We start from the raw sequence: 23670 nt of genomic DNA, 5'->3' as shown, positions 1-23670 counted from the left end.
TGAGTGGTTCCCTTCGGGTGGGGTCGTGCGGCTCGCCGCGGGCTGCCGCTCACACGGCGTCCAGGTGGCGCAGGCCCGCCTGCCAGACGGCGGAGACCAGGGGTACGCCGGGCCGGTAGGCGAGGTGGACGTGGGAGGGGGCGTCGAGAAGGGCGAGGTCGGCGCGGGCACCGGGTGCGAGGCGGCCGATGTCGTCGCGGCGCAGGGCCCTGGCTCCCCCGGCGGTGGCGGCCCAGAGGGCTTCGTCGGGGGTCATGCCCATCTCACGTACGGCGATGGCGATACAGAAGGGCATGGAGCTGGTGAAGGAGGAGCCGGGGTTGCAGTCGGTGGAAAGAGCGAGGGTGGCGCCTGCGTCGAGGAGTCGCCGGGCGTCGGGGTAGGCGGCGCGGGTGGAGAACTCGCAGCCGGGCAGCAGCGTGGCGACGGTGGTGCCGTTGGCGAGGGCGTCGACGTCTGCGTCGGTCAGGTGGGTGCAGTGGTCGGCCGAGGCCGCTCCGAGCTCGACCGCGAGCTGAACGCCCGGCCCGTGGGATAGCTGGTTGGCATGCATCCGCGGGATGAGGCCCTTGGCCGCGCCGGCGGTGAGGATCGCGCGGGCCTGGTCACCGTCGAAGGCGCCCTTCTCGCAGAAGACGTCGATCCAGCGGGCGTACGGGGCGCACGCATCCAGCATCGGTCCGGTGACCAGATCGACGTAGCCGGCGGGGTCGTCGGCGTACTCGGGCGCGACGATGTGCGCACCCAGATACGTCACCTCGTCCGTGTGCTCCCCCGCCACCCGCAGCGCGCGGGCCTCCTGCTCGGGGGTGAGGCCGTAACCGGACTTCGTCTCCAGCGTGGTCGTTCCCTGCCGGAGCGCCTCGGCGACGTAGCGGGCGAGATTGGAACCCAGCTCGTCGTCGCTCGCCTCGCGGGTGGCGGCGACGGTGGTGCGGATGCCGCCCGCGCTGTAGGAGCGGCCCGACATACGGGCGTTGAACTCCTCGGTGCGGTCGCCCGCGAAGATCAGGTGGTTGTGCGAGTCGACGAAGCCGGGGATCACGGCGCGCCCCTGTGCGTCGACGCGGTGTTCCGCCGCCGGCGCCGTGCCGGCGGGTCCGACCCAGGCAATGTCCGTGCCCTCGATCAGGACGGCGGCGTCGCGGAGCAGCCCCAGGGGGCCGGCATCGAGCGAGGGGTCGTTCGTCACGAGGCTGCCGATGTTGGTGACGAGGGTGGTGGTCGCATGTGCCATGTGTCCATGAAGCCCCAGGCGGAGGCCGTCCCGCCACGGCGGCGGAGTACCTACTGTCTGGGATTCGAGACTTGTGGCGGTTGTGTCCACGTCGGGGGCGCGGGGCGCGCGTACGCTCGCGGCATGTCCACTGTGCCCGCTGCCGCCCAGGTGCTCGCTGTCCTGCGCTATCTCGCACGTCAGGCCGGCCCGGTGCCCGCCGCCGCGATCAGCCGCGATGTCGGGCTTCCCCGGTCCACGACGTACCACCTGCTCGACACTCTCGCCCGCGAGGACTTCGTCATCCACCTGCCGGAGGAGCGCCGTTACGGGCTGGGCGTCAGCGCCTTCGAGCTCGCATCGGGCTACAGCCGGCAGGCCCCCTTCGAGCGGCTGGCCCGGCTGCCGCTCGCGCAGCTCGTCGACCGCACCGGGCACAACGCGCACCTCGCGCTGCTGCACGGACGCGAGGTGCTGTACGTGATCGAGGAGCGCGCGCCGGGCCGGGCGCCGCTGGTCAGCGATGTGGGGGTGCGGCTTCCGGCCCACCTCACCGCCAGTGGCCGGGCCGTCCTGGCGCGGCTCTCCCGGGCGCAGGTGCGGGCGCTCTTCCCCGACGCATCGGCGTTCGTCTCCCGTAACGAGACCGGGCCGAACTCGCTCTCGGCGCTCGGCAACCTGCTGGTCGAGGTGCGGCGTCGCGGTTACGCGACAGAGGAGGGCGAGGTCACCCGCGGCTTCTCCTCCGTCGCCGCCGCCGTACTCGACCACAGCGCTCACCCGATCGCGGGCGTCGCGGTCACCTTCCCGGGCGCCGCCGTCGGCCCGGAGGAGCGGGAGCGGATCGCGGGCCATGTCTCCCGCACCGCCCGGGAGTTGACGCGCCGCGTGGGCGGCGTACTGGAGGCACCACGGAGCATGGAGGAAGGGCCGGCCCGCGGCGTTTGAGCACCGCCGGGCGCCGGCCCTCCCCTGTGTCGCCGCCGGGAAACCGGCCGACGACGGTCAGCTGAGCCGGCCCACCGCCGACTCCGCTGCGGCCACAGCGGTTCCGTCGGCGACGTAGCGCACGGCCGCCTCGATCTCGGGAGCGAGCCAGCGGTCGGGGCCGGGGCCCTCGACCGTCTCCCGCAGTGCGCTGAGCACCGCGCCCGTCCCGGGCGCCGGGGTCAGCGGGGCCCGCAGGTCGAGCGCGCGGGCAGCGGTGTAGATCTCGACGGCGAGGACGCGGGTGAGCCCGTCGACGGCGCGGCGCAGCTTGCGGGCGGCGGACCAGCCCATCGAGACATGGTCCTCCTGCATGGCGCTGGAGGGGATGGAGTCGACCGAGGCGGGCGCGGCCAGCCGCTTGAGCTCGGAGACGATCGCCGCCTGCGTGTACTGCGCGATCATGTGACCGGAGTCGACGCCGGGGTCGTCGGCGAGGAACGGGTTCAGACCGTGGTTACGGGCCACATCGAGGAAGCGGTCGGTGCGCCGCTCGGAGACGGAGGCCACGTCGGCGGCGGAGATGGCGAGGAAGTCGAGGACAGCGGCGACGGGTGCGCCGTGGAAGTTGCCGTTGGACTCCACCCGGCCGTCGTGGGTCACCACCGGGTTGTCGATGGCGCTGGCGAGCTCGCGGGAGGCGACGGTCTCCGCGTGGGCGAGTGTGTCGCGGGCCGCACCGTGCACCTGCGGGGAGCAGCGCAGCGAGTACGCGTCCTGCACGCGGGTGCACTCCGGGCCGCGGTGGCTGGCGACGATGCCGGAGCCGGCCATCAGAGCGCGCAGGTTCGCCGCGCTGTCGGCCTGGCCCGGGTGCGGGCGCAGCACCTGGAGGTCGGCGGCGAAAACGGCGTCGGTGCCGAGCTGGCCCTCGACGCTCATCGCGGCGGCGATGTCGGCGGTGCGCAGCAGCTTCCGCAAGTCGTGCGCGGCCAGTACGAGCATGCCGAGCATGCCGTCGGTGCCGTTGATGAGGGCGAGGCCCTCCTTCTCGTGCAGCGTGACCGGGGTGAGACCCGCCTCGGCCAGCGCCTCACCGGCCGGTTTACGTACGCCCTCCGCGTCCCGCACCTCGCCCTCGCCCATGACGGCGAGCGCGCAGTGCGCCAGCGGCGCGAGGTCACCGGAGCAGCCGAGGGAGCCGTACTCGTGGACGACCGGGGTGATGCCGGCGTTGAGCAGTGCCGCGTATGCCTCGGCGGTCTCCGTGCGTACCCCCGTACGGCCGGTGGCCAGCGTGGACAGCCGGAGCAGGACGAGGGCACGCACCACCTCGCGCTCCACCTCCGGGCCGGAACCGGCGGCGTGCGAACGCACCAGGCTCCGCTGGAGCTGGGCGCGCAGTTCGGTGGGGATGTGGCGGGTGGCCAGGGCGCCGAAGCCGGTGGAGACGCCGTAGTGGGGGATCACGTCGTCGGCGAGGCCCTCAATCACCTCGCGGCTGCGCGCGATCTCCTTGAGGGCTTCCGCGGAGAGCTCGACCCGGGCGTCGTGGCGTGCGACGGAGACAACATCTTCGGCGGAGAGGGGGCCGATCCCTACAACAATGTTCATGTCTTCCATGAAGCCGCATGTCAGGGGCGGATGCGACAGGTGACAAGACAGATGTGTCCGGGATCCCAGACATCATGCTGTCTGGGATCCCGGACACGCGGCGTTCCCGTTCGGTTACCGCTGCCCGGCCGGAACGGTGTCCGGATCGGGCACCCCCTCCACGTCCGGCTGCGGCCGGACGGCGAGGCGCGGGCCCACCCAGAACTGGTGGACGCCCGCGAGCAGTGCCAGCCATACGACGCCGACGACCAGGGCGACGCGGGTGCTCCCGTAGAAGCCGAGCACCACCAGCACTCCGACCATGAAGACGATGGCGGCGATCTGCCCGTACGGCCACCAGGGGACGGGGAACTTCAGGGCGGCCTGCTCCTCGCCGGGCATGTCCCGTCGCGCCTTCACCTGGGTCAGCAGGATCATCAGCCACACCCAGACCGTGGCGAAGGTGGCGATCGAGGAGATGATCAGGAAGATCTTGCCGGGCATCAGGTAGTTCATCAGTACGCCGAGGAGCAGCGCTCCGATCATGATGAGGGTGGTCACCCACGGCACGCCGTTGCGGCTGAGCCGGCGCATGACCGCGGGGCCCTGCCCGCGCTCGGCCAGGCCGAACATCATGCGGCCCGCGGCGAAGATGTCGCTGTTGATCGCCGAGAGGGCAGCGGTGAGGACGACGGCGTTCAGCACGGTGGCGGCGGATTTGAGGCCGACGCCGGTGAAGATCTGGACGAAGGGGCTGCCCGACGTGCCGACGTGCTGCCAGGGGTTGACGGACATGATGACGGCGAGGGTCAGGACGTAGAAGAGAATGATGCGCACGGGGATGGAGTTGACCGCGCTCGGAATGGTCTTCTCCGGGGAGTCGGCCTCTCCTGCCGTGACACCGATGATCTCCGTGCCGCCGAAGGCGAACATGACCACGGCGAAGGAGACGACGAAGCCGTGGACGCCGTGGGCGAAGAAGCCGCCGTTGTCCCAGAGATTCGAGACGCCGACGTGGGCGCTCCCGCTGCCGAGGCCGAAGGCGATCACCGCGATGCCTCCGAGGATCATCGCGATGATGGCGATGATCTTCACCAGGGACAGCCAGAACTCCAGCTCACCGAAGACCTTGACGCTGACGAGATTGAGCGCGCCGATGACGAGGACGGCGGCCAGCACCCAGATCCAGCGCGGCACACCGGGGAACCAGAAGCCCATATAGACGCCGACCGCGGTGATGTCCGCGATACAGACGATGACCATCTCGAAGGCGTAGGTCCAGCCTGTGGTGAAGCCGGCGAGCGGGCCGAGATGCTTCGTGGCGTACTCGCCGAAGGAGCCGGCGCACGGGGCGCTGACAGCCATCTCGCCGAGGGAGCGCAGAACGAGGAAGACGGCGGCGCCGCCGATCAGATAGGCCAGGAGTACGGCCGGCCCGGCTGCTTTGATGGATTCGGACGACCCGTAGAAGAGTCCGGTGCCGATCGCCGAACCCAGTGCGATGAAGCGTATGTGCCGAGAGTTGAGTCCTCGGCTCAGCGTCGCCTTTTCGGTGGCCAACTGTGTCCTCCCTTGGGACCAGTGGGGACGGGGGGTGCGCGGCGCTGGGGGAGGCAGGGCGGAGTGGGGGCTCTTCGTGGCCTTGAGCGCGCCGCGCACCGCGGGGAGCACCCTGTATATTCCTGTATATACAGGTGATGTCAAGGGGTGATCCAGTGAATGAACAGGGGACCACGCAGGGCCCGGCGTCGAGCACATCGCCCGCGGTCGGCCGCGCGCTGGACATCCTGGTGTACCTGGCCGGGCGCCCGGGACCAGTGAAGACCGCCGCCATCGCCCGCGACATGGGCATCCCGCGCTCCTCCGCCTACCACATCCTCGCGGTGCTGGCCGAGCGCGGATTCGTCACGTACCTCCCGAAGGAGCAGGCGTACGGCCTCGGCATGGCCGCCTTCGAGATCGGCTCCGCCTATCTGCGCCACGAGCCCCTTGAGCGGCTCGCCCGTCCCGTCCTGCACGCCCTCGCCGGCCGGCTCGGGCAGACCGTGCACCTCGGCATCCTGCATGGCGCCGAGACGGTCTATCTGCTCAAGGAACGCCCTTCGACCGGCCGTTCCGGCGATGTGGACGTCCACCTCGTCACCGACATCGGTGTCCGGCTGCCGGCCCATCTCACGGCAAACGGCCGGGCCATCCTCGCCCACTCCACCGAGGCACAGGTGCGGGCGCTCTTCCCGCGGCCGGGCGACCTCATCACCCGTACGGGCAAGGGTCCGCGGTCGCAGGCGGAGCTGCTGGACCTGCTGGCCCGGGACCGGGAACGGGGGTGGTCGGAGGAGACCGAGCTGGTCTCCAGGGGCTTCCGCTCGCTGGGTGTGGCGGCCTTCGACCACCACGGTCGTCCGGTCGCGGCGCTCAGCAGCACCTGGCACACGCACCACAGCCCGCACGGCCCCGGCCATGTGCGGGACGTTCTCCAGCAGGGCGCGTCCCGGCTGACTTCCGCCCTCTCCGGCCGGGTGCCCGACGGCCCGAAGGCGGCGCCGCGCGCCGGGCTTCCCGGCCGGGGGCCGGACGGGGTCACTCCGGCTCGAAGGCGCCCTTGAGCCGGTAGCGCGAGCCGGGGTGCAGCAGTCGCGCGATGCTCACCAGGGCGCCCCGCGACCAGGTGCGGCGGTGTATGAGCAGGCAGGGCTCCGATGCGGCGACACCGAGCAGGGCGCACTCCTCGGCGCTGGGCAGCACCGCTTCCACGATGTGCTCCCCGCGGTCGAGCGGGGCGACGTCGGAGAGGAAGGCGAACGGAGTCCGCTCGGTGAAGTCCTGCTCCAAGTACCCAGGGGCGAAAGCCGGGTTGACGTAGCGGTCCTCCAACTGGATGACCACGCCGTTCTCGCTGTGCACGACCCGGGAGTGGAACACGGGCCGCCCGGCGGCGACTCCGAGCTCGGCGCCGGCCCTGGCATCGGCGGGCTCGTCACGGACCGACAGCACCCGTGCTTCGTAGCGGTGGCCCCGGCGGCGGACCTCCTCGGCGATGTTCTGCACCTCGACAAGGCCCGAACTGCCCTTGACCAGGGCCACGAAGCTGCCGACGCCCATCACCCGCCGGATCAGACCCTGCGCCGCGAGTTCGCGCAGCGCGCGGTTGACCGTCATCCGGGACAGCCCGAGCGAGGCGACGAACTGGCTCTCCGAGGGCAGCGGGTCGCCCTCCCGCCAGCGTCCGCTGCGGATCTGCTCCGCCACCAGGTCCTTGATCCGCTGGTACGCCGGGGCGGCGCCGGCCGAACGCTCCCCGTACAGACGGGCCAGGTCCGCAGCGCTCACGGTCAAGCCGCTCACCATCCCTGTCACCAGTCCGCCCCCGTATGCCCCGCCGCGGAAATTATAGGTGAGCCGGGTTCCCGTTCTCGGATCCGAGAAACCGGGGCGGCAGGGCTGGTCCCCGCCCCGCCCGCCGCCTGTCATGGGAGAACACGCCGGTACGTCACCACCGGCTTCCCACCCCCAGACCCTTCCCCAGGAGGCACCATGACCAGCGTTACTCCGGAGGCCGGCCCCCGTACCATTCAGGCGCCCCGCGGCACCGACCTGACCTGCCTCGGCTGGCAGCAGGAAGGCGCTCTGCGCATGCTCATGAACAACCTCGACCCCGAGGTCGCCGAGCACCCGGAGAACCTGGTCGTCTACGGCGGCACCGGCAAGGCCGCCCGCAACTGGCCCGCCTACGACGCCATCGTCCGCACCCTGAAGACGCTCAAGGACGACGAGACGATGCTGGTGCAGTCGGGCAAGCCCGTCGGCGTCATGCGCACCAGCGAATGGGCGCCGCGCGTGCTCATCGCCAACTCCAACCTGGTCGGCGACTGGGCCAACTGGGAGGAGTTCCGCTCCCTGGAGGCGCGCGGCCTGACCATGTACGGGCAGATGACGGCCGGTTCCTGGATCTACATCGGCAGCCAGGGCATCCTGCAGGGCACCTACGAGACGTTCGGCGCCGTCGCCCGCAAGAAGTTCGGCGGCAGCCTGGCCGGGACGATCACCCTGACCGCCGGTCTCGGCGGCATGGGCGGCGCCCAGCCGCTCGCCGTGACGATGAACGACGGCGTGGCGATCTGTGTCGACGTCGACCCCACCCGTATCGAGCGCCGCATAGCCCGCCGCTACCTCGACGTTGCCGCCGACGACCTCGACCACGCGCTCCGCCTCGCCACCGAGGCCCGCGACGCCCGCAAACCGCTCTCCATCGGCCTGGCGGGCAACGCGGCCGACGTGTTCCCCGAGCTGCTCAAGCGCGGCGCGCCGATCGACATCGTCACCGACCAGACCTCCGCGCACGACCCGCTGGCCTACCTCCCCGTCGGCGTGAGCATGGCGGAGTGGCACGAGCAGGCGGCCAAGGACCCGGCCGACTTCACCGAGCGCTCCCGTGCCTCCATGGCCAGGCATGTCGAGGCCATGGTCGGCTTCCTCGACGCCGGCGCCGAGGTCTTCGACTACGGCAACTCCATCCGCGACGAGGCCCGCAAGGCCGGCTACGCCCGTGCCTTCGACTTCCCCGGCTTCGTCCCGGCGCACATCCGCCCGCTGTTCGAGGAGGGCCTCGGCCCCTTCCGCTGGGCCGCCCTCTCCGGCGACCCCAAGGACATCGAGGCCACCGACAAGGCCATCCTGGAGCTGTTCCCGGAGAACGAGCACCTGCACCGCTGGATCAAGATGGCCGGCGAGCGCGTCTCCTTCGAGGGCCTGCCCGCCCGCATCTGCTGGCTCGGCTACGGCGAACGCCACCGCGCCGGCCTGCGGTTCAACGAGATGGTCGCCTCCGGTGAGCTGTCCGCCCCGGTCGCCATCGGCCGTGACCACCTCGACTCCGGCTCCGTCGCCTCGCCGTACCGCGAGACCGAGTCGATGCTCGACGGTTCCGACGCGATCGCCGACTGGCCGCTGCTCAACGCCCTGGTGAACACCTCGTCCGGTGCGTCCTGGGTCTCCATCCACCACGGTGGGGGCGTCGGCATGGGCCGCTCCATCCACGCGGGCCAGGTCTGCATCGCCGACGGCACCGAACTCGCCGCCCAGAAGCTGTCCCGGGTGCTGACCAACGACCCCGGCATGGGCGTCATCCGCCACGTGGACGCGGGCTACGACCACGCCGCCAGCGTGGCGCGCGACCGCGGCGTGCGCATTCCGATGACCGAGAGCGATGAACGATGACGACGACCCCCACACCGCTGTCGATGACGGACGTGGCCCCCGAACCCTGGACGGGCCGTGACGACGGACCCGGGACCGACAACCTGCGCTGGCACCATGTGGTCGGCCTCGGCGCCGGCCACGCGGAGCCGGGCGACGTGGCCTTCGTCGGCTTCCGCAGCGACGAGGGCGTCCGCCGGAACAAGGGCCGCCAGGGCGCGGCCGACGGACCGCGTGAACTGCGCGCCGCTCTCGCGCCCATGGCGCTTCCGAGGCCGGTACGGGCGGTGGACCTCGGCGACATCGAGGTGGCCGACGGCCACCTCGAAGAGGGGCAGCACCGCCTGGGCCAGGTGATCACCCCGCTCATCGACCGGGGCCATCCGGTGGTGGTGCTCGGCGGCGGCCATGAGGTGGCCTACGGCAGTTACCTCGGGCTGGCCGGGACGCGCGCGGTGCACGAGGGCGGCCGCCTCGGGGTTCTCAACCTCGACGCCCACTTCGACCTGCGCGACGACATACAGCCCAGCTCCGGCACACCGTTCCTGCAAATGGCACATGGCGAGCAGCAGCGCGGCGAAAAGCTCAACTACTGGGTGCTGGGCGTGAGCCAGCCGAGCAACACCGAGCGGCTGTTCCGCACCGCGGACCAGCTCGGCGTGCGGTATCTGCCGGACACCCGCTGCCGCATGTTCGACCTGCCGCGCATCGACGGGTTCGTGGACGCGTTCCTGGCGAGCTGCGACATCGTCCACCTGAGCATCGACCTCGATGTGCTGCCCGCCGGCACGGCTCCCGGGGTCAGCGCCCCGGCCGCCTACGGCGTACAGATGGAGATCATCGAGCACGTCTGCGCACGAGTGGCGGCCGCGGGGGCTCCCCTGCTGGTCGATGTCGCCGAACTGAGCCCGGGCCTCGACATCGACCGCCGCACGGCACGGGCGGGCGCCCGTCTGATCCACCGCATCCTGACGTCGACAGGCACGGCGGGCAAGCGGCCGTAGCGGGGCAGGGTGACGCCCTTGGTGGCGGGTTCACTGCAGGCCCGGCCACGGGGGCCGGGCCTGCAGTTACCCGGGCCGCCAAGGCCCTTCGCCGGCTCCGTGATCAGCTCTCCAGGACCGTAGTGCGGTTCAGCGGGAGATACGGTCTCCCGCAGGGCGAAGACGACCACCAGGGCCGAGAAAGCGCCTACCCCTGCCAGGCGCGCCACAGCCCCGCGTAGGCGCCGTTCTTGGCGAGGAGTTCCTCGTGCGGGCCGAATTCGGTGATCCGGCCGTCGTCGAGAACCGCGATCCGGTCGGCGTCCCGGGCGGTGTGCAGACGGTGCACCACCGCGATCACCGTGCGGCCGGTCGTGACGGCGGCCAGCGAGCGCTCCAGGTGCCGCGCGGCCGTTGGGTTGAGCAGTGAGGTCGCCTCGTCCAGGATCAGGACGTCCGGGCTCGCGAGGATGAGCCGGGCCAGGGCCAGTTGCTGCACCTTCGCCGGGTCCAGCGCCTGTCCCCCGGGGCCGACCGCGGTGTCCACGCCCATCGCCTCGGCCCAGTCCCAGGCGTCGACCGCGCTCAATGCGGCCGCCATCTCGTCGTCTTCGGCGTCCGGCCGCGCGATGGTCAGGTTGTCGCGCAGCGTGCCGCGGAAGACGTGGTGCTCCTGGGTCACCAGTGCCACCGTGCCCCGCCGCTCGGCGGGTGTCAGGCCGGCGATGTCCCGGCCGCCCACGGTGATGCCTCCGGTGGGCGGCCGGTAAATGCCGGCCAGCAGCTTGGCCAGCGTCGACTTCCCGGCGCCCGATGGCCCGACGACGGCGAGCCATTCGCCCTGCCCGATGGTCAGGTTGATGCCGCGCAGCACCTCGTGCTCCGGCTGGTACGCGTAGCGCAGATCCCGTACCTCGATGTCCCGCGGCGGGGCGCCGCCGTGCCCGTCCGAAGGGGCCGCGGCCAGGGTCCTGGGCGCCGGTACGGAGGGGGCCCCGCGGAACCGCGCGAGACCCAGCAGCCGGACCAGTGCGGCGCCCGCCGACTGGAGCTCGTCGAGCCAGAACATCAGTTGGTCCAGCGGGCCGAGCAGTTGTGAGGCGTACAGCGTGCCGGCGGTGACGGCGGCCAGCGAGACCACTCCGTGCAGGTAGAGCGAGCCGCCGATGATCAGCATCGCGGCCACCGGCAGGGCGTAACTGGCGTCGCACAGCGGGAGGAAGACGTTGCGCAGCCGCAGGGTGTGGCGTTCGGCGGCGTAGGCGCGGGCGATGTCCTCGTTGAGCTGGTCCATACGGCGGGCGGTCAGGCGCAGCCCGTCGACGGTACGAGCGCCCTCGGCGGTCTCGGCCAGGCTCTCGGTCAGCCGGGAGTAGGCGGCGGCCTGGAGCAGATACCCCTGGTGCGCCCGGCGCAGGTACCAGCGGGCGGCGCCGAACAGCACCGGGACCGAGACCAGGCACGGCAGCAGCAGGACCGGGCTGATCAATGCCAGGGCGCCGAGGGTGAACCCGACGATGCCGACCGAGGTCAGGGTCGCCGGGATCGCGGCCCGGATGGCGTTGGAGAGCAGGTCGACGTCCCGGGTCGTCCGGGTGATCAGGTCACCGCTGTCCGCGTCCTCGACGACCTCCGGGGGCAGGGCCAGCAGGTCCGTCACGAATTCCTCGCGCAGTCCGGCGAGGATCTTCTCGCCGAGCGCGGCGGCGGCGTACCCCGCGAGATGGACCAGCACGGCCTGGCCGGCCAGGCAGCCGAGGATCAGCAGGACCATCCGTTCCACCGTGTCCCTGCCCTGGGTCACGTCCGCGACCAGGGTGCCGAGCAGCCACGGGGCGAACATCCCGGTGGCCGCCGAGCACGCCTGCAGGGTGATCACCAGGCCGAACTCGGCGCGGTGGGTCAGGACGGCGCGCCGCACATACGCGCGGAGTTCGCGGTTCGTGGCAACGGGCAGCGCGCTCATACGGCGGCCGTCCAGCGCTCGACCAGGGACCGGTAGCGCGCGTCCGCCATCAGGGAATCGTGGGATCCCTCGGCCGCCACCGTGCCGTCGAGGACCAGCGCCACGTGATCGGCCCGGTGCAGCAGCAGGACGCTCGTCGTGAACACCACGGTGGCCCGGCCCCGGCGCAGGCACTCGATCCCCTCGGCCATCCTGCTCTCCGTGTTCGCGTCGACAGCGCTGGTCGGGTCGACCAGGACCAGTACTTCCGGATCGGCCATCAACGCGCGGGCCAGCCGCAGGCGCTGCTGCTGGCCGCCGGAGAACTCCCGCCCGCCGGCCGATACTTGGGAGTCAAGACCCTCGGGCAGCGCCTCGACGACGTCCCGGGCGGCGGCCGCGTCGACGGCCGCCCACAGCTGGTCGTCGGAGGGGTCGGAGCCGGAGCCGGCCGGATTCAGCTCGCGGCGCAGCGCGCCCGCGAACAAGTGCTCGTCCGTGGTGGTGACGAGGATCCGCTCGCGCACCCCGGCCAGCGGAAGGCCGGCCAGCGGCTGTCCGGCGTACGTCGCACCGGACTCGACGTAGCGCCCCAACCGGTCGGCCAGCACGGCCGAGTCGTCCGCGGAGCACACGACGGCGGTGAGGCCACCGGCGGGCACCCGCAGGCCGGAGTCGGGGTCGGCCAGGACGCCGGTGCCGGGCACCGCGCCCGATTCGGGGCCGGGCCCGACCTCGGGCTCCGTCCGGAGCAGCCGGATGACGTTCGCGGCGGCCACATGGCCCTGCATGGCCTTGGAGACGGCGAAGGTGATCCGGTTGATGGGCATCACCAGGTATGTGGCGTACCCGTAGAAGGCCACCATCTGCCCGGTGCTCAGCTGCTCCGTCAGCACCAACTCCCCGGCCAGGGCCACCACTCCGGCGAGCAGCAGGCTGGGCAGGAACGTTCTGGCCGCCCCCAGGAACGCCGAGGCCCGCGCCTGTCGCAGCGCGACGGACCGGAGGCGCTGCGACGCGTCCCGGTACCGGCCGCTGAACAGTTCCTCGCCGCCGATCCCGCGCAGGACTCGCAGTCCTCGCACGATGTCGACGGCCTGGTCGGTGAGTTCGCACTGCTGTGTGCGGAGCCGGTTCTGTCTGCTGCGCAGGGTGCGGGCCAGGCGGGTGGTGACGAAGAGGATGGCCGGCACCGCGATCAGCACCAGCAGGCCGACCTGCCAGGAGGCGACGAGCATGAGTGTGGCGACGACGACGAACGCGACGGCTCCGCCCACGCCGCGGGCACCCACCTCCAGGGTCTGGCCGATGAGGCTGATGTCCGAGACGCCGGCCGTGACGAGGTCGCCGGCCGAGGACTTCCGGTCGACCGTCGTGCCGAGTTCACAGGCCTTGCGGGTGACGAGCCGCATCGTCTCGTACCCGGGCTCGACCTTGACCCTCAGTTCGAGGCGCTCCACGAGCAGAGCGGACAGCGCCGTGGCGATGCCCAGTGCGATGACCGCCAGACCCCAGCGGACCAGTGCCGTCTCGTCCTTCGCCACCAGACCGGTGTTGATGGCCTGGCCGATCACTGCCGGAGTCAGCGCCAGTCCGCCCGACCACAGCACGTTGAAGACACCGTCGAGAAGGAGGAGGCGCCGGCGTCGGGCCGCCATCCACAGCAGGTAACGCCACGGGCCGCGTAAGTCGGGCTTCCCGTGATCCGTGTCGGCGAAGGGCCGCACATTGCCTCACTCATGGATCGGTATCGAATCGACTGGCGAGCGGCTACCTTGCCAGCTCAGCGAGCACAGTGCACTCGGGTTGTTCTGTCCAGCTGCCTCGAACTGCCGGTTGAAGCACGGCCCTCAGCCCCGCGAATCAAGGATCCGGCGGATCGCCTCCAGTGGGTACGGAGTCTCCCGGCTCTCGTCCGCCAGCCTTCCGTAGAAGTCCGTCACGACCGCCGCGAGCGGCGCGTGGCGGGTGAGGACCGCTGCGGCCCCCGACGGGCCGGCCGGGGGACGTTCCCCTTCGGCGCACGCGCGTATCAGCGCCTCCCGCTCTGTCCGCTCGTACCCGTACACGCCACTGATCAGCCAGTTCACCAGGTAACTGAGTGTGTAGGCGCGGTCGTACGTGCTGTGTCTCGCGAAGAAGTCGGCCTCGTGGCGCGACAGGTCGAACCGGGACGAGAGAGCCAGGCCGTAGTCCGCGAAGTAGAGGCTTCGGCCGTCCGTCAGGATGTTCTCGAAGTGGGCGTCGAAGTGCACGAGTCCGCGGTCGTTCATGAAGGATGTGCCGGCCACCAGTTCCCTCTCCACCAGGGAACAGGCCCGGTCGGCGCTCTCGTCACCGGCCCGTACCTGCTCGGTGAGCCACGTGCGCAGCGTCTGAGGTATGTACTCCAGGAACAGCACCATGCTCGCCGGGGACTGCTCAAGGGCCTGTATACGAGCGCGTATCTCCGGGCCGCCGCCCCAGTAGGCCACCGCCCGCTCCACGTCGGCGAGCTCGTCCGGAAGAGCCGGTGCCGTGTCCGGCAGCACGCGCCAGTGATACATCAGCGGGAAGCCCCGGTACTGCCCTGCGAGCACCCAGTTCGTGGTCATGGTGTGAGCAGCGAGCTCCCGCCAGGCCCCGAAACCCGGCCCGCCGATGCCGTACTGACAGAAGACGGGCAGGCCGAACAGGTTCGCGGTGGACCGGACATGATCCGCACGGAGCTCCCACTCCGTCAGGGGTACCCGCTTCACGAAGACCGGCGTACCGGCGACATCGAGCAGCGCCGATCTCCCACCGATACCGGAGCCGAGAGGTTCGGCGGTGGCCACGAGTTCACGCAGTCGCCTGCCACCGCGCAGGGCCAGGGACGTGGAAACAGCGCTGTACCGGGCCTGACGTGCACCGGGCTCCAGGTCGGGGATCTCCATCGTCGAAGCCATCCGGACTGCCGACCTCAATTCTCCGCTCGGAGGCAGGTCCGTACGGCGGGCAGATCCACCCGGGTGCGTCCAAGCCCGCCCGTCCGGGACCGGCCGGTCAGTCTACGGGCGCCACGCCCTCACCACTGCCTCACCATCTCCACCGTGATCGCGTCCATGGCCTCGGCCGCCACCTTGTTGACCTCCGCCGCGGTGGCTCCACGGAGCATGATCTGTCCGATGCGGCCCATGTTGTCGTACGGGCCGCCCACTTCGTCCCCCGGCATCTTCGAGATGGCCGTCGCGATCACGTGGTCCCCGCAGGGGGGCGCGCTGGTCCACCGGAGGACTCCGGCCTCCGGTGCGGTGATGAACCGGATGGCGGCGGCCGCCTCGCGCCGGGGTTCGACGTCCGGCCGCCGGCCGAGCACCGTCTGCAGGAAGGCGCGTGCCTCGTCGATGCCGAGCGCTTCCCTGACCAGCCTCATGATGTGGTCGCCGGGTGGCCGCGCGCCCACCTCGATGACCTTGGGGGCTCCTCCGCTGCCGATCTTCACCTCGGTGTGTGCGACGCCGTTGCGCAGCCCCAGCGCCCTGATCGCGGCGGTGGCCGCCGCGTACAGCGCCTCGCCGACGCCGGGCGCGCTCTCCGCGGGCACGGTGTGGCCGAGTTCGGCGCGACTGGTTCCTCCGGTGGTGAGTTTCTCGGTGATCGTCAAGTGGTGGATCTCGCCGTGGGAGATGACGGTCTCGACGCTGAACTCGTCGCCGTCCACGTGCTCCTGGGCCAGCAGAGTGATGTCGAGGGCCAGACCGTGCGAAGTCTTGTGGGTCTGCGACTGGGCCAGCCGGGCGGCTTCGGGGAGTTCGGCGGCCGAGCGCACGACCGAGACGCCGATGGATGCCGCGTTCTCCGCCGGCTTGACGACGAGGGGGAAGCCCAGGCCGCTCTCCGCCACGCGCCGGGCCAGCTCCGCCGGGTCCTGGGCCACCACGGTGCGCGGGGCCGGGACCCCGTGGGCGGCGAACGCCTCGGCCATGAGCCACTTGTTGCGGCAGGCGTCGGCGAGTTCGGGGCGGTGGCCGGGGAGCCCCAGCCGGTCCGCGAGGCGGGTGGCCAGCGGCGAGAGGAACTCCCAGCAGGCCACGATCCCGTCGATACCCGTCTCCCGGCAGAAGCGGGCGAGGTCGTCGAGAGCGGTCCGTGGATCGGAGAAGTCGGTGAAGACGGTGCCGCTGAGCTTCGCTTTCAACTCGGGCCGGTAGGAACGGAACACGTCCTCGTGGGTGGCCACATGGGCCTCAAGGCCGAGCCCCGCCGCCGCGGTCAGTATGTCCTCGCCCGCGGATACGTCGGCCTCTATCAGCAGCACCTTCTGCACGGTGGGGGCCCCTTCAAGGAGTTCGGTGAGTTCGGTGAGGTACGTGCTCAGTGCGCGGTTCTGCGGCGCAGGACCGGCGCGAGCGAGAGCTGGCCCGCTGCCGCGACGAGGCACAGACAAGCGGCCGTCAGCCAGAGCGTCGTGGAACCGACGAGCAGCAGCCGGGTGCCGGCGACCGGCGCCAGCAGGAAGCCCGTGCCCCAGGCCATCCCGATCAACCCGTTGTAGCGCCCGCGGAGACGGGCCGGCGCCAGGTCGGCGACGACGGAGGAGGTCATCGCGAAGACCAGGATCTCCCCCAGCGTCCACACCGCGACGGCGAGCCCGTACATGAGGGTCGTGGAGGCGAACACCATCACGGTCGTGCCGGCGGCGGCGACGCCGAAGCCGGTGGCGAGTACCCGGCTCTTGTCGAAGGCCCCGAGCCGGTGGCCGATCAGCGGCTGCGCGGCGATGACCACCAGCCCGTTGACCGCCATGACCGTTCCGTACGCGGTACTGGACAGGCCCTCGCCCCGCATCACCAGCGGCAGCGTCGCGAAAGCCTGCTGGAAGACGGTCGCGTAGACCACGATGATGCCGGCGAAGGCCAGCATCGCGCGGTCGCGCACCGGGGTGAGGAAGCCGCCCGCACTGTGCTCCCCGGCCGGCGGCTGGGTCTCGGGGACGGCAAGCCACACCAGTACGGCGAAGACCGAGCAGGCTCCGGCGTCCAGCCAGAAGATCAACTGGTAGCCGTGGGACGCGAGGTAGCCGCCCAGCACCATCGCCATCGAGAACCCGAGATTGACCGACCACAGCAGCAGGCCGAAGGCACGGGTCCGGTCGGCGGCGGGGACGGTGTCCGCGACGAGCGCCTGGGCGGCGGGCCGGAAGAAGTCGATGGTGATGCCGAGTACGAAGCAGGCCGGGACGAGCACGCCGAGGCTGTGGGCGTGCCCGAGCGTCAGGAGGGTCGCGCCGTTCGCCAGCATGCCGCCGCTCAGGGCCACCCGGCGGCCGAAGCGGTCGGCGATGAACCCGCCGAGCGGCTGCGAGATGACCGATCCCACCCCGACCGCGGCGAGGATGAGCCCGGTGGTGCCGATCGGGACTCCCCGTATCCCGGTCAGATAGAGGCTGAGGAACGGATTGACCATGGAGCCGAGCCGGTTGACCAGCGTCCCGCCCCACAGCACCCAGAAGGCCCCGGGCAGTCCGCCCGCGCGGACCCGTACGAAGGTGCGCAGCCGGCTCTCCGCTGGCTCGGTGGGGTGCGGGGCGGGCATGTCGGTTCTGCTCAAGGCTCTCTCCTGCGGGTCGGGTCGGCGCCGGGTCGTGGCGAACCGGACGGACTCAGCGACCGCACCCGCGCAGCACCGCCGGGGCCCCGGCAGGAACCCCGGGCGGCGCTCCCGGTGAATCCGGCGCTCCGGCCGAATCCGGTGAGTCCGGTACGGAACCGGCAGCTGGATCCCGTACGGAGCGGGCTCCCGCTGCCAGCGCCGCGCGGTCGACCTTGCCGTTCGCCGTCGTGGGCAGCGTGTCCACCAGCTGGAACTCCTGCGGGACCATATACGGGGGCAGCGTCCGCGCGCAGAAGTCCCGCAGTACGCCCGCGTCCACCGGGGTCCCCTCTCCGTGGGGCCCGTCAGCGGTGGCCCGGCCCGTGGCCGGCACGGTGAACGCCGTCAGCCGCTGTCCGCCGTCCGGCCCCGGCAGCGCCAGCACGGCGGCCGTCGTGACCCCGGGGTGCGCCTGCAACTGCTGTTCGACCTCGCCCAGTTCGACCCTGTTGCCGTTGATCTGCACCTGGGAGTCGGTCCGGCCACAGAAGTAGAACTCGCCGTCCTTGCCCCGTACGCCCAGATCGCCGGTGCGCAGGACCAGCCGGCCCGACTGCGGGGAGAGCGGATCGGGCACCAGCGCCGCCCGGGTGGCCGCCGGGTCGTCCCAGTACCCCGTGAACAGCGCGGGGCTGCGCAGATGGAGTTCGCCCAGCACCCCGGGCTCCTCGACGATCTCGCCCGCGCCGTCGACGAGAAGCAGCTCCGCGCCGGGATGGGCGACGCCGATGGAGAGTTGGTCCGCCGTCTCGGGGAGCGGGCGGGGCACCGGCTCGAACGAGCAGGCCATCGACTCGGTGCTGCCGTAGCAGTTGGTGAACTCCGCTCGTGGCAGGAGTTCCTGGAGCCGGCGCAGCTCGGCCGGCGGGAACACCTCGCCGCAGAAGAGGACACGGCGCAGCCCCTGGAGCGAGGCCAGCCGCTCGGGTTCGTACCGCAGCGCCTGGCGCCAGATCGACGGTACGCCGTTGACCTGGGTCGCCCCGGTCTCGCGGAGCACCCGCAGGAAGTGCCTCGGCCAGCGCACGAGTGGCGGCGGGACGGGGACGACGGATGCGCCGCTGCCCAGCGCCAGGCCGATGTTGAGCAGCGAGAAGTCGAACTGGAGGGGCGAGGTACTGGCGATCCGGTCGTCGGGGGTGGCGAGGCGGTGGGCCAGCATGCCCCGGTAGAAGGCGACCACGGCCCGGTGGCTCATCACGACGCCCTTGGGCCGCCCCGTGGTGCCGGACGTGAAGATGATGTAGGCGGGGTCGGTGACACAGAGGGTGCGCCGCCGGGGGGTGCGCCAGTCCGGCGCCCGCTCCACGGCCAGCCCTCCCGGCCCGAACCTGGCCGCGCCGACCTCGTGGGGGATGTCCGCGCGTTCGCCGTCCGCCGCCTGCAGATGGAGGGCGGGGCGGGCGGACCCGATGATGGACAGCAGCCGCCCGCCCGGCATTTCGGGGCTCACCGGAATGAAGGTGAGCCCGGCCCGTGAGCAGGCGAGGAACATCGCGATGGACAGCGCGGTCGTCTCGGACTCCAGGATCACCCGGGCGCCGGTCTCGACGCCGAGTTCCTCCAGCGCCGCTGTGTAGATGTGCACCAGGGAGCCGAGCTCGCCGTAGGTCGTCACGGTGGTCTGTCCGGCCCGGGCGGACTCGATGACAGCCGGGCGGTCCGGGGTGGCCCCCACTGCGCCGAGCAGGAAGTCGTGCAGGAACTCCCCGGCGGAACCGGCCCGGAGGTACGGCTGTTGCGTCACGTTGATGAGACCCCTCGTCTGGTGCGGGCACGATGGTCCGGGAGTGGCCCGGCGCTCCCGCCTCTCCGGCAGGCGGCCGGGTGCCCGGCGCCAGGTGCCTGAGCTGCGGCACGCGGGACCCGGCCGGCGATGCCACCCGCGCTCTTCACGTCTCCGACTTCCGAGCATTTCGCATAGCGGAAAATAACTTCCGAAGGTGAGTTCAGACTCTCACGCGGATGCCGGGGATGGCATGTGATGTGGACCACTTTTCGGCCACTACCGAGGGCGCGCCACGCGCGGGAGCACAGGGAACGGTCAAATTTCGTAAAGCCCCAAATCCCTTGCCATTGCGCAGCGTTGCCGGGTGGCGAACGGCGAACGAAGGGGCGGCGGAAGGGCATTCGATCTGGACAGGCCTCAACAGTGTGTGGCAGCGTCAGCGCCGCATGGAAGGCAGATTCCACGATGCGGAATTCAAGATGTTCATCGATGGAGGGGGTGCATATGTCTGTGGCGGGACCGCTTTCGCTGGGCCAGCTCTCGGTCTGGCACGACATCCGGGATCTGCCGAGCACCCGGTGGCACGAGGCGAACAACGCCGCGCTCTGGGCACTCCCCCCTGGCGTCGGCGCGGAGGAGGTACGCACGGCTTTACGGTCCGTCGTCGCCCGGCATCCGTCGCTGAGGACGCGCTACGGCCTCCAGGACCCCGACTCACCAATCCAGTTGGAGCCCGACACCGACTTCTCCGACGCGCTGCCGGTCGTCGAGACCGGTGGCGCTCCACCCGGCGACTTCGTCGAGGGTCACGCCTCCCTGCGCTTCCGCCTCGGCCATGAACACGGCTGGCGGGCCACTCTGTTGAACCGCGCGGGGACCGCCTCGCACCTGCTGTTCGTCAAACACCACATCGCCGCTGACGCCTGGGCCCAGGAGGTCCTGCGCCAGGAGTTCACCGGGGCGCTCACCGACCCGTCCGGTGCCGGACCCGCCACCGCACCCGGCCCCGCCGAACTGGCCGCCGACCAGTTCACCCCCACGGGCCTGCGCCGGCAGGCCGCCGCACTCGGCCACTGGAACCAGCTCCTCGACCAGGCGCCGCCCATCGCCCTGCCGGCCGCGACCGGCGCCGGTGCGGGCGTTGTCCAGGCCACCCTGCGCTCCGGCCCCGCCCGCGCCGCCGCCCGTAAGGTCGCGGCGGCGGCGGAGGTCTCCGTCTCCAGTGTCGTCCTCGCGGCGTACGCCCGCAGCGTGGCCAGGATCTGCGGCACGGACGCCCTGCTGGTGCAGCTGATGAGCGCCAACCGCTTCTCCGCCCGCTGGCAGAACCTGGTCACCTCCATGAACCAGTGGGTGCCCGCCCTGATCGAGGGTGCCCGCGAGGACGACCTGCGCAGGCTGGCGTCCGGCACGCACTGGAGCAGCCTCGGCGCCTTCCGCCACGGTGCGCACGACGTGACCGCCGTCGCCGCGCTGCTCGCTCGCAGACCAGGCGCGCCCGAACCCGTCTGCGCCTTCAACTACGTGGCCCTGCCGGAGCAGCAGGCTCCCGATTCAGGGGAACCGGCACCCCTCACCGAGCCCGCCATCACCTGGGAGGAGCCCTTCACCTCGATCGGCCCGCGCTGTTACGCCCGCGCCGAGGAGAGCGCGTCCGGCCTGTCCGTGCGGCTCACCGCCAAGGGTGTCGGCCGCGAGCGGTGCGCCGAACTGCTGTGGGACATGCACCACGCGCTCCTGTCCACCGCCGGAGAGTGCTGACCGGACGACGGACAGCCGAGCCACCGTCCGGAGCGACACGTCCGGCGCACCCGGCACGCCGCCCGCCCGGGCCACGGTGCGGGCGCCACCGGGCCCCGCACCCCCGCCCGTGCACCAAGCGCCCGTACACCACGCGCCCGCACTGCCCCCGCCTCCGTACCGCCTTCCCGCCCGCCCGTGCTCGTTCCCGCCCGTGCTCGTTCCTGCCCCAGGAGGCATCTCAGTGCCCGAACACGTGATGGTCATCCACCGCTGGACCGACCGGTACGCCGACTACGCCGCGTATCTGGACCACGCCGTCCACCGCGTCAGCTACGTCACCACCGAACGGGCCGCCCGTCATCTGCCGTACGAACAGGCCGCGGGCGTACGGCTCGTGGACAGCACGGAGAACGTCAAACAGGTCCGCGACGCGGTCGGCTCGCTGGCCGGGCAGACCGGTCCGCCGACCCGCATCGTGGCGCTCCAGGAGACCGATCTCGATCTGGCCGCCGATCTGCGCGGCGAGTTCGGCCTGCCCGGACAGCGCAGCGAGGACCTCGAACCCCTGCGGGACAAGCTGCTGATGGCCCAGCGGCTCACGGCCGCGGACGTACCCGTGCCCGCGACGGCCGCCGCGCCGGACCACGCCGCGGTCGAGTCCTTCGCCGCCCGGCACGGCTGGCCGGTACTGGTCAAACCGCGGCGGGGCACGGCCAGCGCCGGAATCCGGCGGCTCGACTCCGCCGAGGCGCTCCGGGCGTACGCCTCCCCTCGCGACACCGAGATGCTCGTTCAACCGTGGCTACCCGACGAGGTGCTGCATGTCGACGGCGTGTACTCAGGAGACGCAGGAGACGCAGGGGGCGGCGGACTCGGCGCCTGGCGGGCCTCCCGCTATCTGAGCACCTGCCTGGAGTTCACCGCCGGCACCGCGCTCGGGTCGGTCGAGATCGACGACCCCGAACTCCTCGGCCGGATAGGAGAGATCACCGCGGCGACGGCCGGTGCGCTCTTCGCCAGGCCCGCGGTCTTCCATCTGGAGCTCTTCGAGAGCGCGAGCGGCGCACTGACGGTCCTGGAGATCGGCGCCAGACCGGGCGGCGCCGAAGTGCCCTTCATCTGGCGTGAGGTGCACGGTATCGACCTGATGGCGGTGGCCGTCGCACAGCAGACCGGCATCGGGGACGGGACCGCCCCGGCCTTCGAAGGACCAGCCGAAGTGGCGGGCTGGCTGCTGGTGCCGCCCTCGGTGCCGATGCCCTGCCGGGTCCTCTCGGCGACCGGACACCGGGCCCCCGGCGCGGCCCGCGGCCCGTACACCGAAGTACGGCCGCACAAGGGGGCGTTGCTGAGCGAGGGTGGGTACGAGAACGCCGGCATCCGGTTCCGGTTCCACGGGCGCGACAGCGCCGGGGTCACGGAGGCCGTCCGCCGCACGATCCGGGACGCCTCGCTGGAGTGCGCCCCCGTCGACGTCCGGCGGCCCGGCCTGCTCGCCGTCGTGGGCTGCGGCAATCCGCCCTACCGCAAGTACGCGCTGAGCGCCGTCGCCGCACGGGTCAGCACCGCACTCGTGCAGAGAACCGCCATCGACTGGCAACGCCCGTACGTGGACGGCCGGTTCCGGGCCGCCGACACCTCCGACGCCCCGGCCACCGCGCGGGCCGTGGCGGAGCTGCTTGACGGCCATGACGGCCCCGGCGCCGTACTGACCTGGGACGAGACCCTGCTGGAAACCACCGCCGAGGTCGCCAGGCTGCTGCGGCTGCCGCATATGAGCCCCGAGGCGGCCCGCCGCTGCCGCGACAAGCTGGCCACCAGGCGGCTGCTCGGCGCGGCCGGGGTCCCGTCGGCCGCGTACCGCCATGTGCACAGCCATGCGGAGGCGCTGGAGGCCGCCGACGCGCTCGGCTGGCCGGTCGTGGTCAAACCGCGCGGGCTGGCCGGCAGCATCGGCGTCAGCCTCGTGGACGGCCCAGCCCGGCTCGCCCGCGCCTTCGAGCAGGCACGCACCTCCTCGTTCCCCGGCATCAGCGCCCTGGACGGCGCGATCGTCGAGGAGTATCTGGAGGGCCCGGAGATCAGCGTGGACTGCGCGGTTTCCGACGGGGTGGTCCGCGTCGTCAACGTCGCGCGCAAGCAGCTCGGATTCGCCCCGTACTTCGAGGAGACCGGCCACCGGGTCGTCCCCTGGCGCGACGAGCCCTGGGCCGACGAGATGCGGTCCGTCGTGGCGCGGGCCCACACGGTCCTCGGTGTCCGCACCGGCCTGACCCACACCGAGCTGCGTCTCACCCGCACCGGGCCGCGCGTCGTGGAGGTGAACGGCCGGCTCGGCGGCGACTTCATACCGCTGCTCGGCACGCTCGCCACCGGCGTCGACCCGGTCACGGCCGCCGTGGACATCGCGCTCGGCCGCACCCCGGACCTCACCCCCAGCCGGGACCGCTGCGCCGAGGTCCGCTTCGTCTACCCCGAGTACGACGCCACCGTGGACTCCCTCGATCTGACCGACGCCGCTGCCGAACCCGGCATCGTCGAAGCAATCCCGCTCGTCGCCCCGGGCAGCGAACTGCTGCTGCCCCCGCGCGGCATCGTGCCCCGCATCGCCGCGCTGATCGCCGTCGGCGACAGCCCGGACGAGTGCGCGGACGCGCTCGGCCGCGCCCAGCGTGCCGTGCGGCACACCCTCACCCGACTTCCGTGACTGACCACAGCCAACGAG

The 23670-nt window shown here is 71.7% G+C and carries 16 protein-coding genes; 6 read left to right on the top strand and 10 right to left on the bottom strand.

Going from position 1 to position 23670, the window contains the following annotated elements; translation table 11 throughout:
• Positions 1-49: 49 nt before the first annotated feature.
• The gene (gene hutI, locus OG452_RS30930; RefSeq protein WP_327298838.1) at positions 50-1237 is read right to left on the bottom strand and encodes an imidazolonepropionase; all 1188 of its coding nucleotides are present in this window, start codon (positions 1235-1237) and stop codon (positions 50-52) included.
• 123 nt (positions 1238-1360) lie between these two features.
• On the opposite strand from hutI, the gene OG452_RS30925 reads away from it, so the two are divergent.
• The gene (locus OG452_RS30925; protein WP_327298837.1) at positions 1361-2164 is read left to right on the top strand and encodes an IclR family transcriptional regulator; all 804 of its coding nucleotides are present in this window, start codon (positions 1361-1363) and stop codon (positions 2162-2164) included.
• Between the two features lie 57 nt (positions 2165-2221).
• Here OG452_RS30925 and hutH read toward each other — a convergent pair whose 3' ends face one another.
• Positions 2222-3766: a histidine ammonia-lyase gene (hutH, locus tag OG452_RS30920; RefSeq protein ID WP_327298836.1), complete on the bottom strand. Its 1545-nt coding sequence runs from the start codon at positions 3764-3766 to the stop codon at positions 2222-2224.
• 105 nt (positions 3767-3871) lie between these two features.
• Positions 3872-5296 carry an amino acid permease gene (locus tag OG452_RS30915; RefSeq protein ID WP_327298835.1) on the bottom strand — a complete coding sequence of 475 codons (1425 nt, stop codon included), beginning with the start codon at positions 5294-5296 and terminating at the stop codon, positions 3872-3874.
• A gap of 155 nt (positions 5297-5451) precedes the next feature.
• Here OG452_RS30915 and OG452_RS30910 point away from each other — a divergent pair, with 155 nt between their 5' ends.
• Positions 5452-6342 (top strand): IclR family transcriptional regulator, encoded by an 891-nt coding sequence (locus OG452_RS30910; protein ID WP_327298834.1) that lies wholly within the window; start codon positions 5452-5454, stop codon positions 6340-6342.
• On the opposite strand, the gene hutC is transcribed toward OG452_RS30910, so the two are convergent.
• Entirely contained in the window at positions 6317-7066 is a 750-nt protein-coding gene (gene hutC, locus OG452_RS30905; RefSeq protein WP_327299841.1) for a histidine utilization repressor, read from the bottom strand. The two genes, OG452_RS30910 and hutC, sit on opposite strands and share 26 nt — an antisense overlap.
• A gap of 204 nt (positions 7067-7270) precedes the next feature.
• Here hutC and hutU point away from each other — a divergent pair, with 204 nt between their 5' ends.
• Complete coding sequence (gene hutU, locus OG452_RS30900) at positions 7271-8953, top strand: urocanate hydratase (RefSeq protein ID WP_327298833.1); 1683 nt, start codon at positions 7271-7273, stop codon at positions 8951-8953.
• Positions 8950-9936, top strand: coding sequence for a formimidoylglutamase (gene hutG, locus OG452_RS30895; RefSeq protein ID WP_327298832.1), 987 nt, complete (start codon positions 8950-8952; stop codon positions 9934-9936). Before hutU ends, hutG begins: the two co-directional genes overlap by 4 nt.
• Positions 9937-10123: 187 nt before the next feature.
• Here hutG and OG452_RS30890 read toward each other — a convergent pair whose 3' ends face one another.
• The 6 genes from OG452_RS30890 to OG452_RS30865 all read right to left on the bottom strand — a co-directional run bounded on the left by OG452_RS30890 (position 10124) and on the right by OG452_RS30865 (position 19220).
• On the bottom strand, positions 10124-11881 hold the full coding sequence (locus tag OG452_RS30890) for an ABC transporter ATP-binding protein (protein WP_327298831.1): 1758 nt from the start codon (positions 11879-11881) through the stop codon (positions 10124-10126).
• On the bottom strand, positions 11878-13518 hold the full coding sequence (locus OG452_RS30885; protein WP_327298830.1) for an ABC transporter ATP-binding protein: 1641 nt from the start codon (positions 13516-13518) through the stop codon (positions 11878-11880). Before OG452_RS30885 ends, OG452_RS30890 begins: the two co-directional genes overlap by 4 nt.
• Positions 13519-13710: 192 nt before the next feature.
• Positions 13711-14787, bottom strand: a complete 1077-nt coding sequence (locus OG452_RS30880; RefSeq protein ID WP_327298829.1) for a protein kinase family protein — start codon at positions 14785-14787, stop codon at positions 13711-13713.
• 119 nt (positions 14788-14906) lie between these two features.
• Positions 14907-16148, bottom strand: coding sequence for an ATP-grasp domain-containing protein (locus tag OG452_RS30875; protein WP_327298828.1), 1242 nt, complete (start codon positions 16146-16148; stop codon positions 14907-14909).
• A gap of 47 nt (positions 16149-16195) precedes the next feature.
• Positions 16196-17431, bottom strand: coding sequence for an MDR family MFS transporter (locus OG452_RS30870; protein ID WP_327298827.1), 1236 nt, complete (start codon positions 17429-17431; stop codon positions 16196-16198).
• A gap of 52 nt (positions 17432-17483) precedes the next feature.
• Entirely contained in the window at positions 17484-19220 is a 1737-nt protein-coding gene (locus OG452_RS30865; protein WP_327298826.1) for an AMP-binding protein, read from the bottom strand.
• Positions 19221-19706: 486 nt separating this feature from the next.
• Between OG452_RS30865 and OG452_RS30860 the strand changes: the two genes are divergently transcribed.
• Positions 19707-20963, top strand: coding sequence for a condensation domain-containing protein (locus OG452_RS30860; RefSeq protein WP_327298825.1), 1257 nt, complete (start codon positions 19707-19709; stop codon positions 20961-20963).
• Positions 20964-21186: 223 nt separating this feature from the next.
• Positions 21187-23652 (top strand): ATP-grasp domain-containing protein, encoded by a 2466-nt coding sequence (locus tag OG452_RS30855; RefSeq protein ID WP_327298824.1) that lies wholly within the window; start codon positions 21187-21189, stop codon positions 23650-23652.
• Positions 23653-23670 lie beyond the last annotated feature (18 nt).

This window comes from Streptomyces sp. NBC_01197 (genome assembly GCF_036010505.1).
Classification (GTDB): domain Bacteria; phylum Actinomycetota; class Actinomycetes; order Streptomycetales; family Streptomycetaceae; genus Streptomyces.
This window is presented reverse-complemented; position numbering and strand designations above follow the sequence as displayed.

Bases quoted from the DNA above. Each gene is read 5' to 3' on its own strand.
- hutI (WP_327298838.1), bottom strand. From the start codon at position 1,237: ATGGCACATGCGACCACCACCCTCGTCACCAACATCGGCAGCCTCGTG.
- OG452_RS30925 (WP_327298837.1), top strand. From the start codon at position 1,361: ATGTCCACTGTGCCCGCTGCCGCCCAGGTGCTCGCTGTCCTGCGCTAT.
- hutH (WP_327298836.1), bottom strand. From the start codon at position 3,766: ATGGAAGACATGAACATTGTTGTAGGGATCGGCCCCCTCTCCGCCGAA.
- hutU (WP_327298833.1), top strand. From the start codon at position 7,271: ATGACCAGCGTTACTCCGGAGGCCGGCCCCCGTACCATTCAGGCGCCC.
- hutG (WP_327298832.1), top strand. From the start codon at position 8,950: ATGACGACGACCCCCACACCGCTGTCGATGACGGACGTGGCCCCCGAA.
- OG452_RS30890 (WP_327298831.1), bottom strand. From the start codon at position 11,881: ATGAGCGCGCTGCCCGTTGCCACGAACCGCGAACTCCGCGCGTATGTG.
- OG452_RS30885 (WP_327298830.1), bottom strand. From the start codon at position 13,518: ATGGCGGCCCGACGCCGGCGCCTCCTCCTTCTCGACGGTGTCTTCAAC.
- OG452_RS30880 (WP_327298829.1), bottom strand. From the start codon at position 14,787: ATGGCTTCGACGATGGAGATCCCCGACCTGGAGCCCGGTGCACGTCAG.
- OG452_RS30860 (WP_327298825.1), top strand. From the start codon at position 19,707: ATGTCTGTGGCGGGACCGCTTTCGCTGGGCCAGCTCTCGGTCTGGCAC.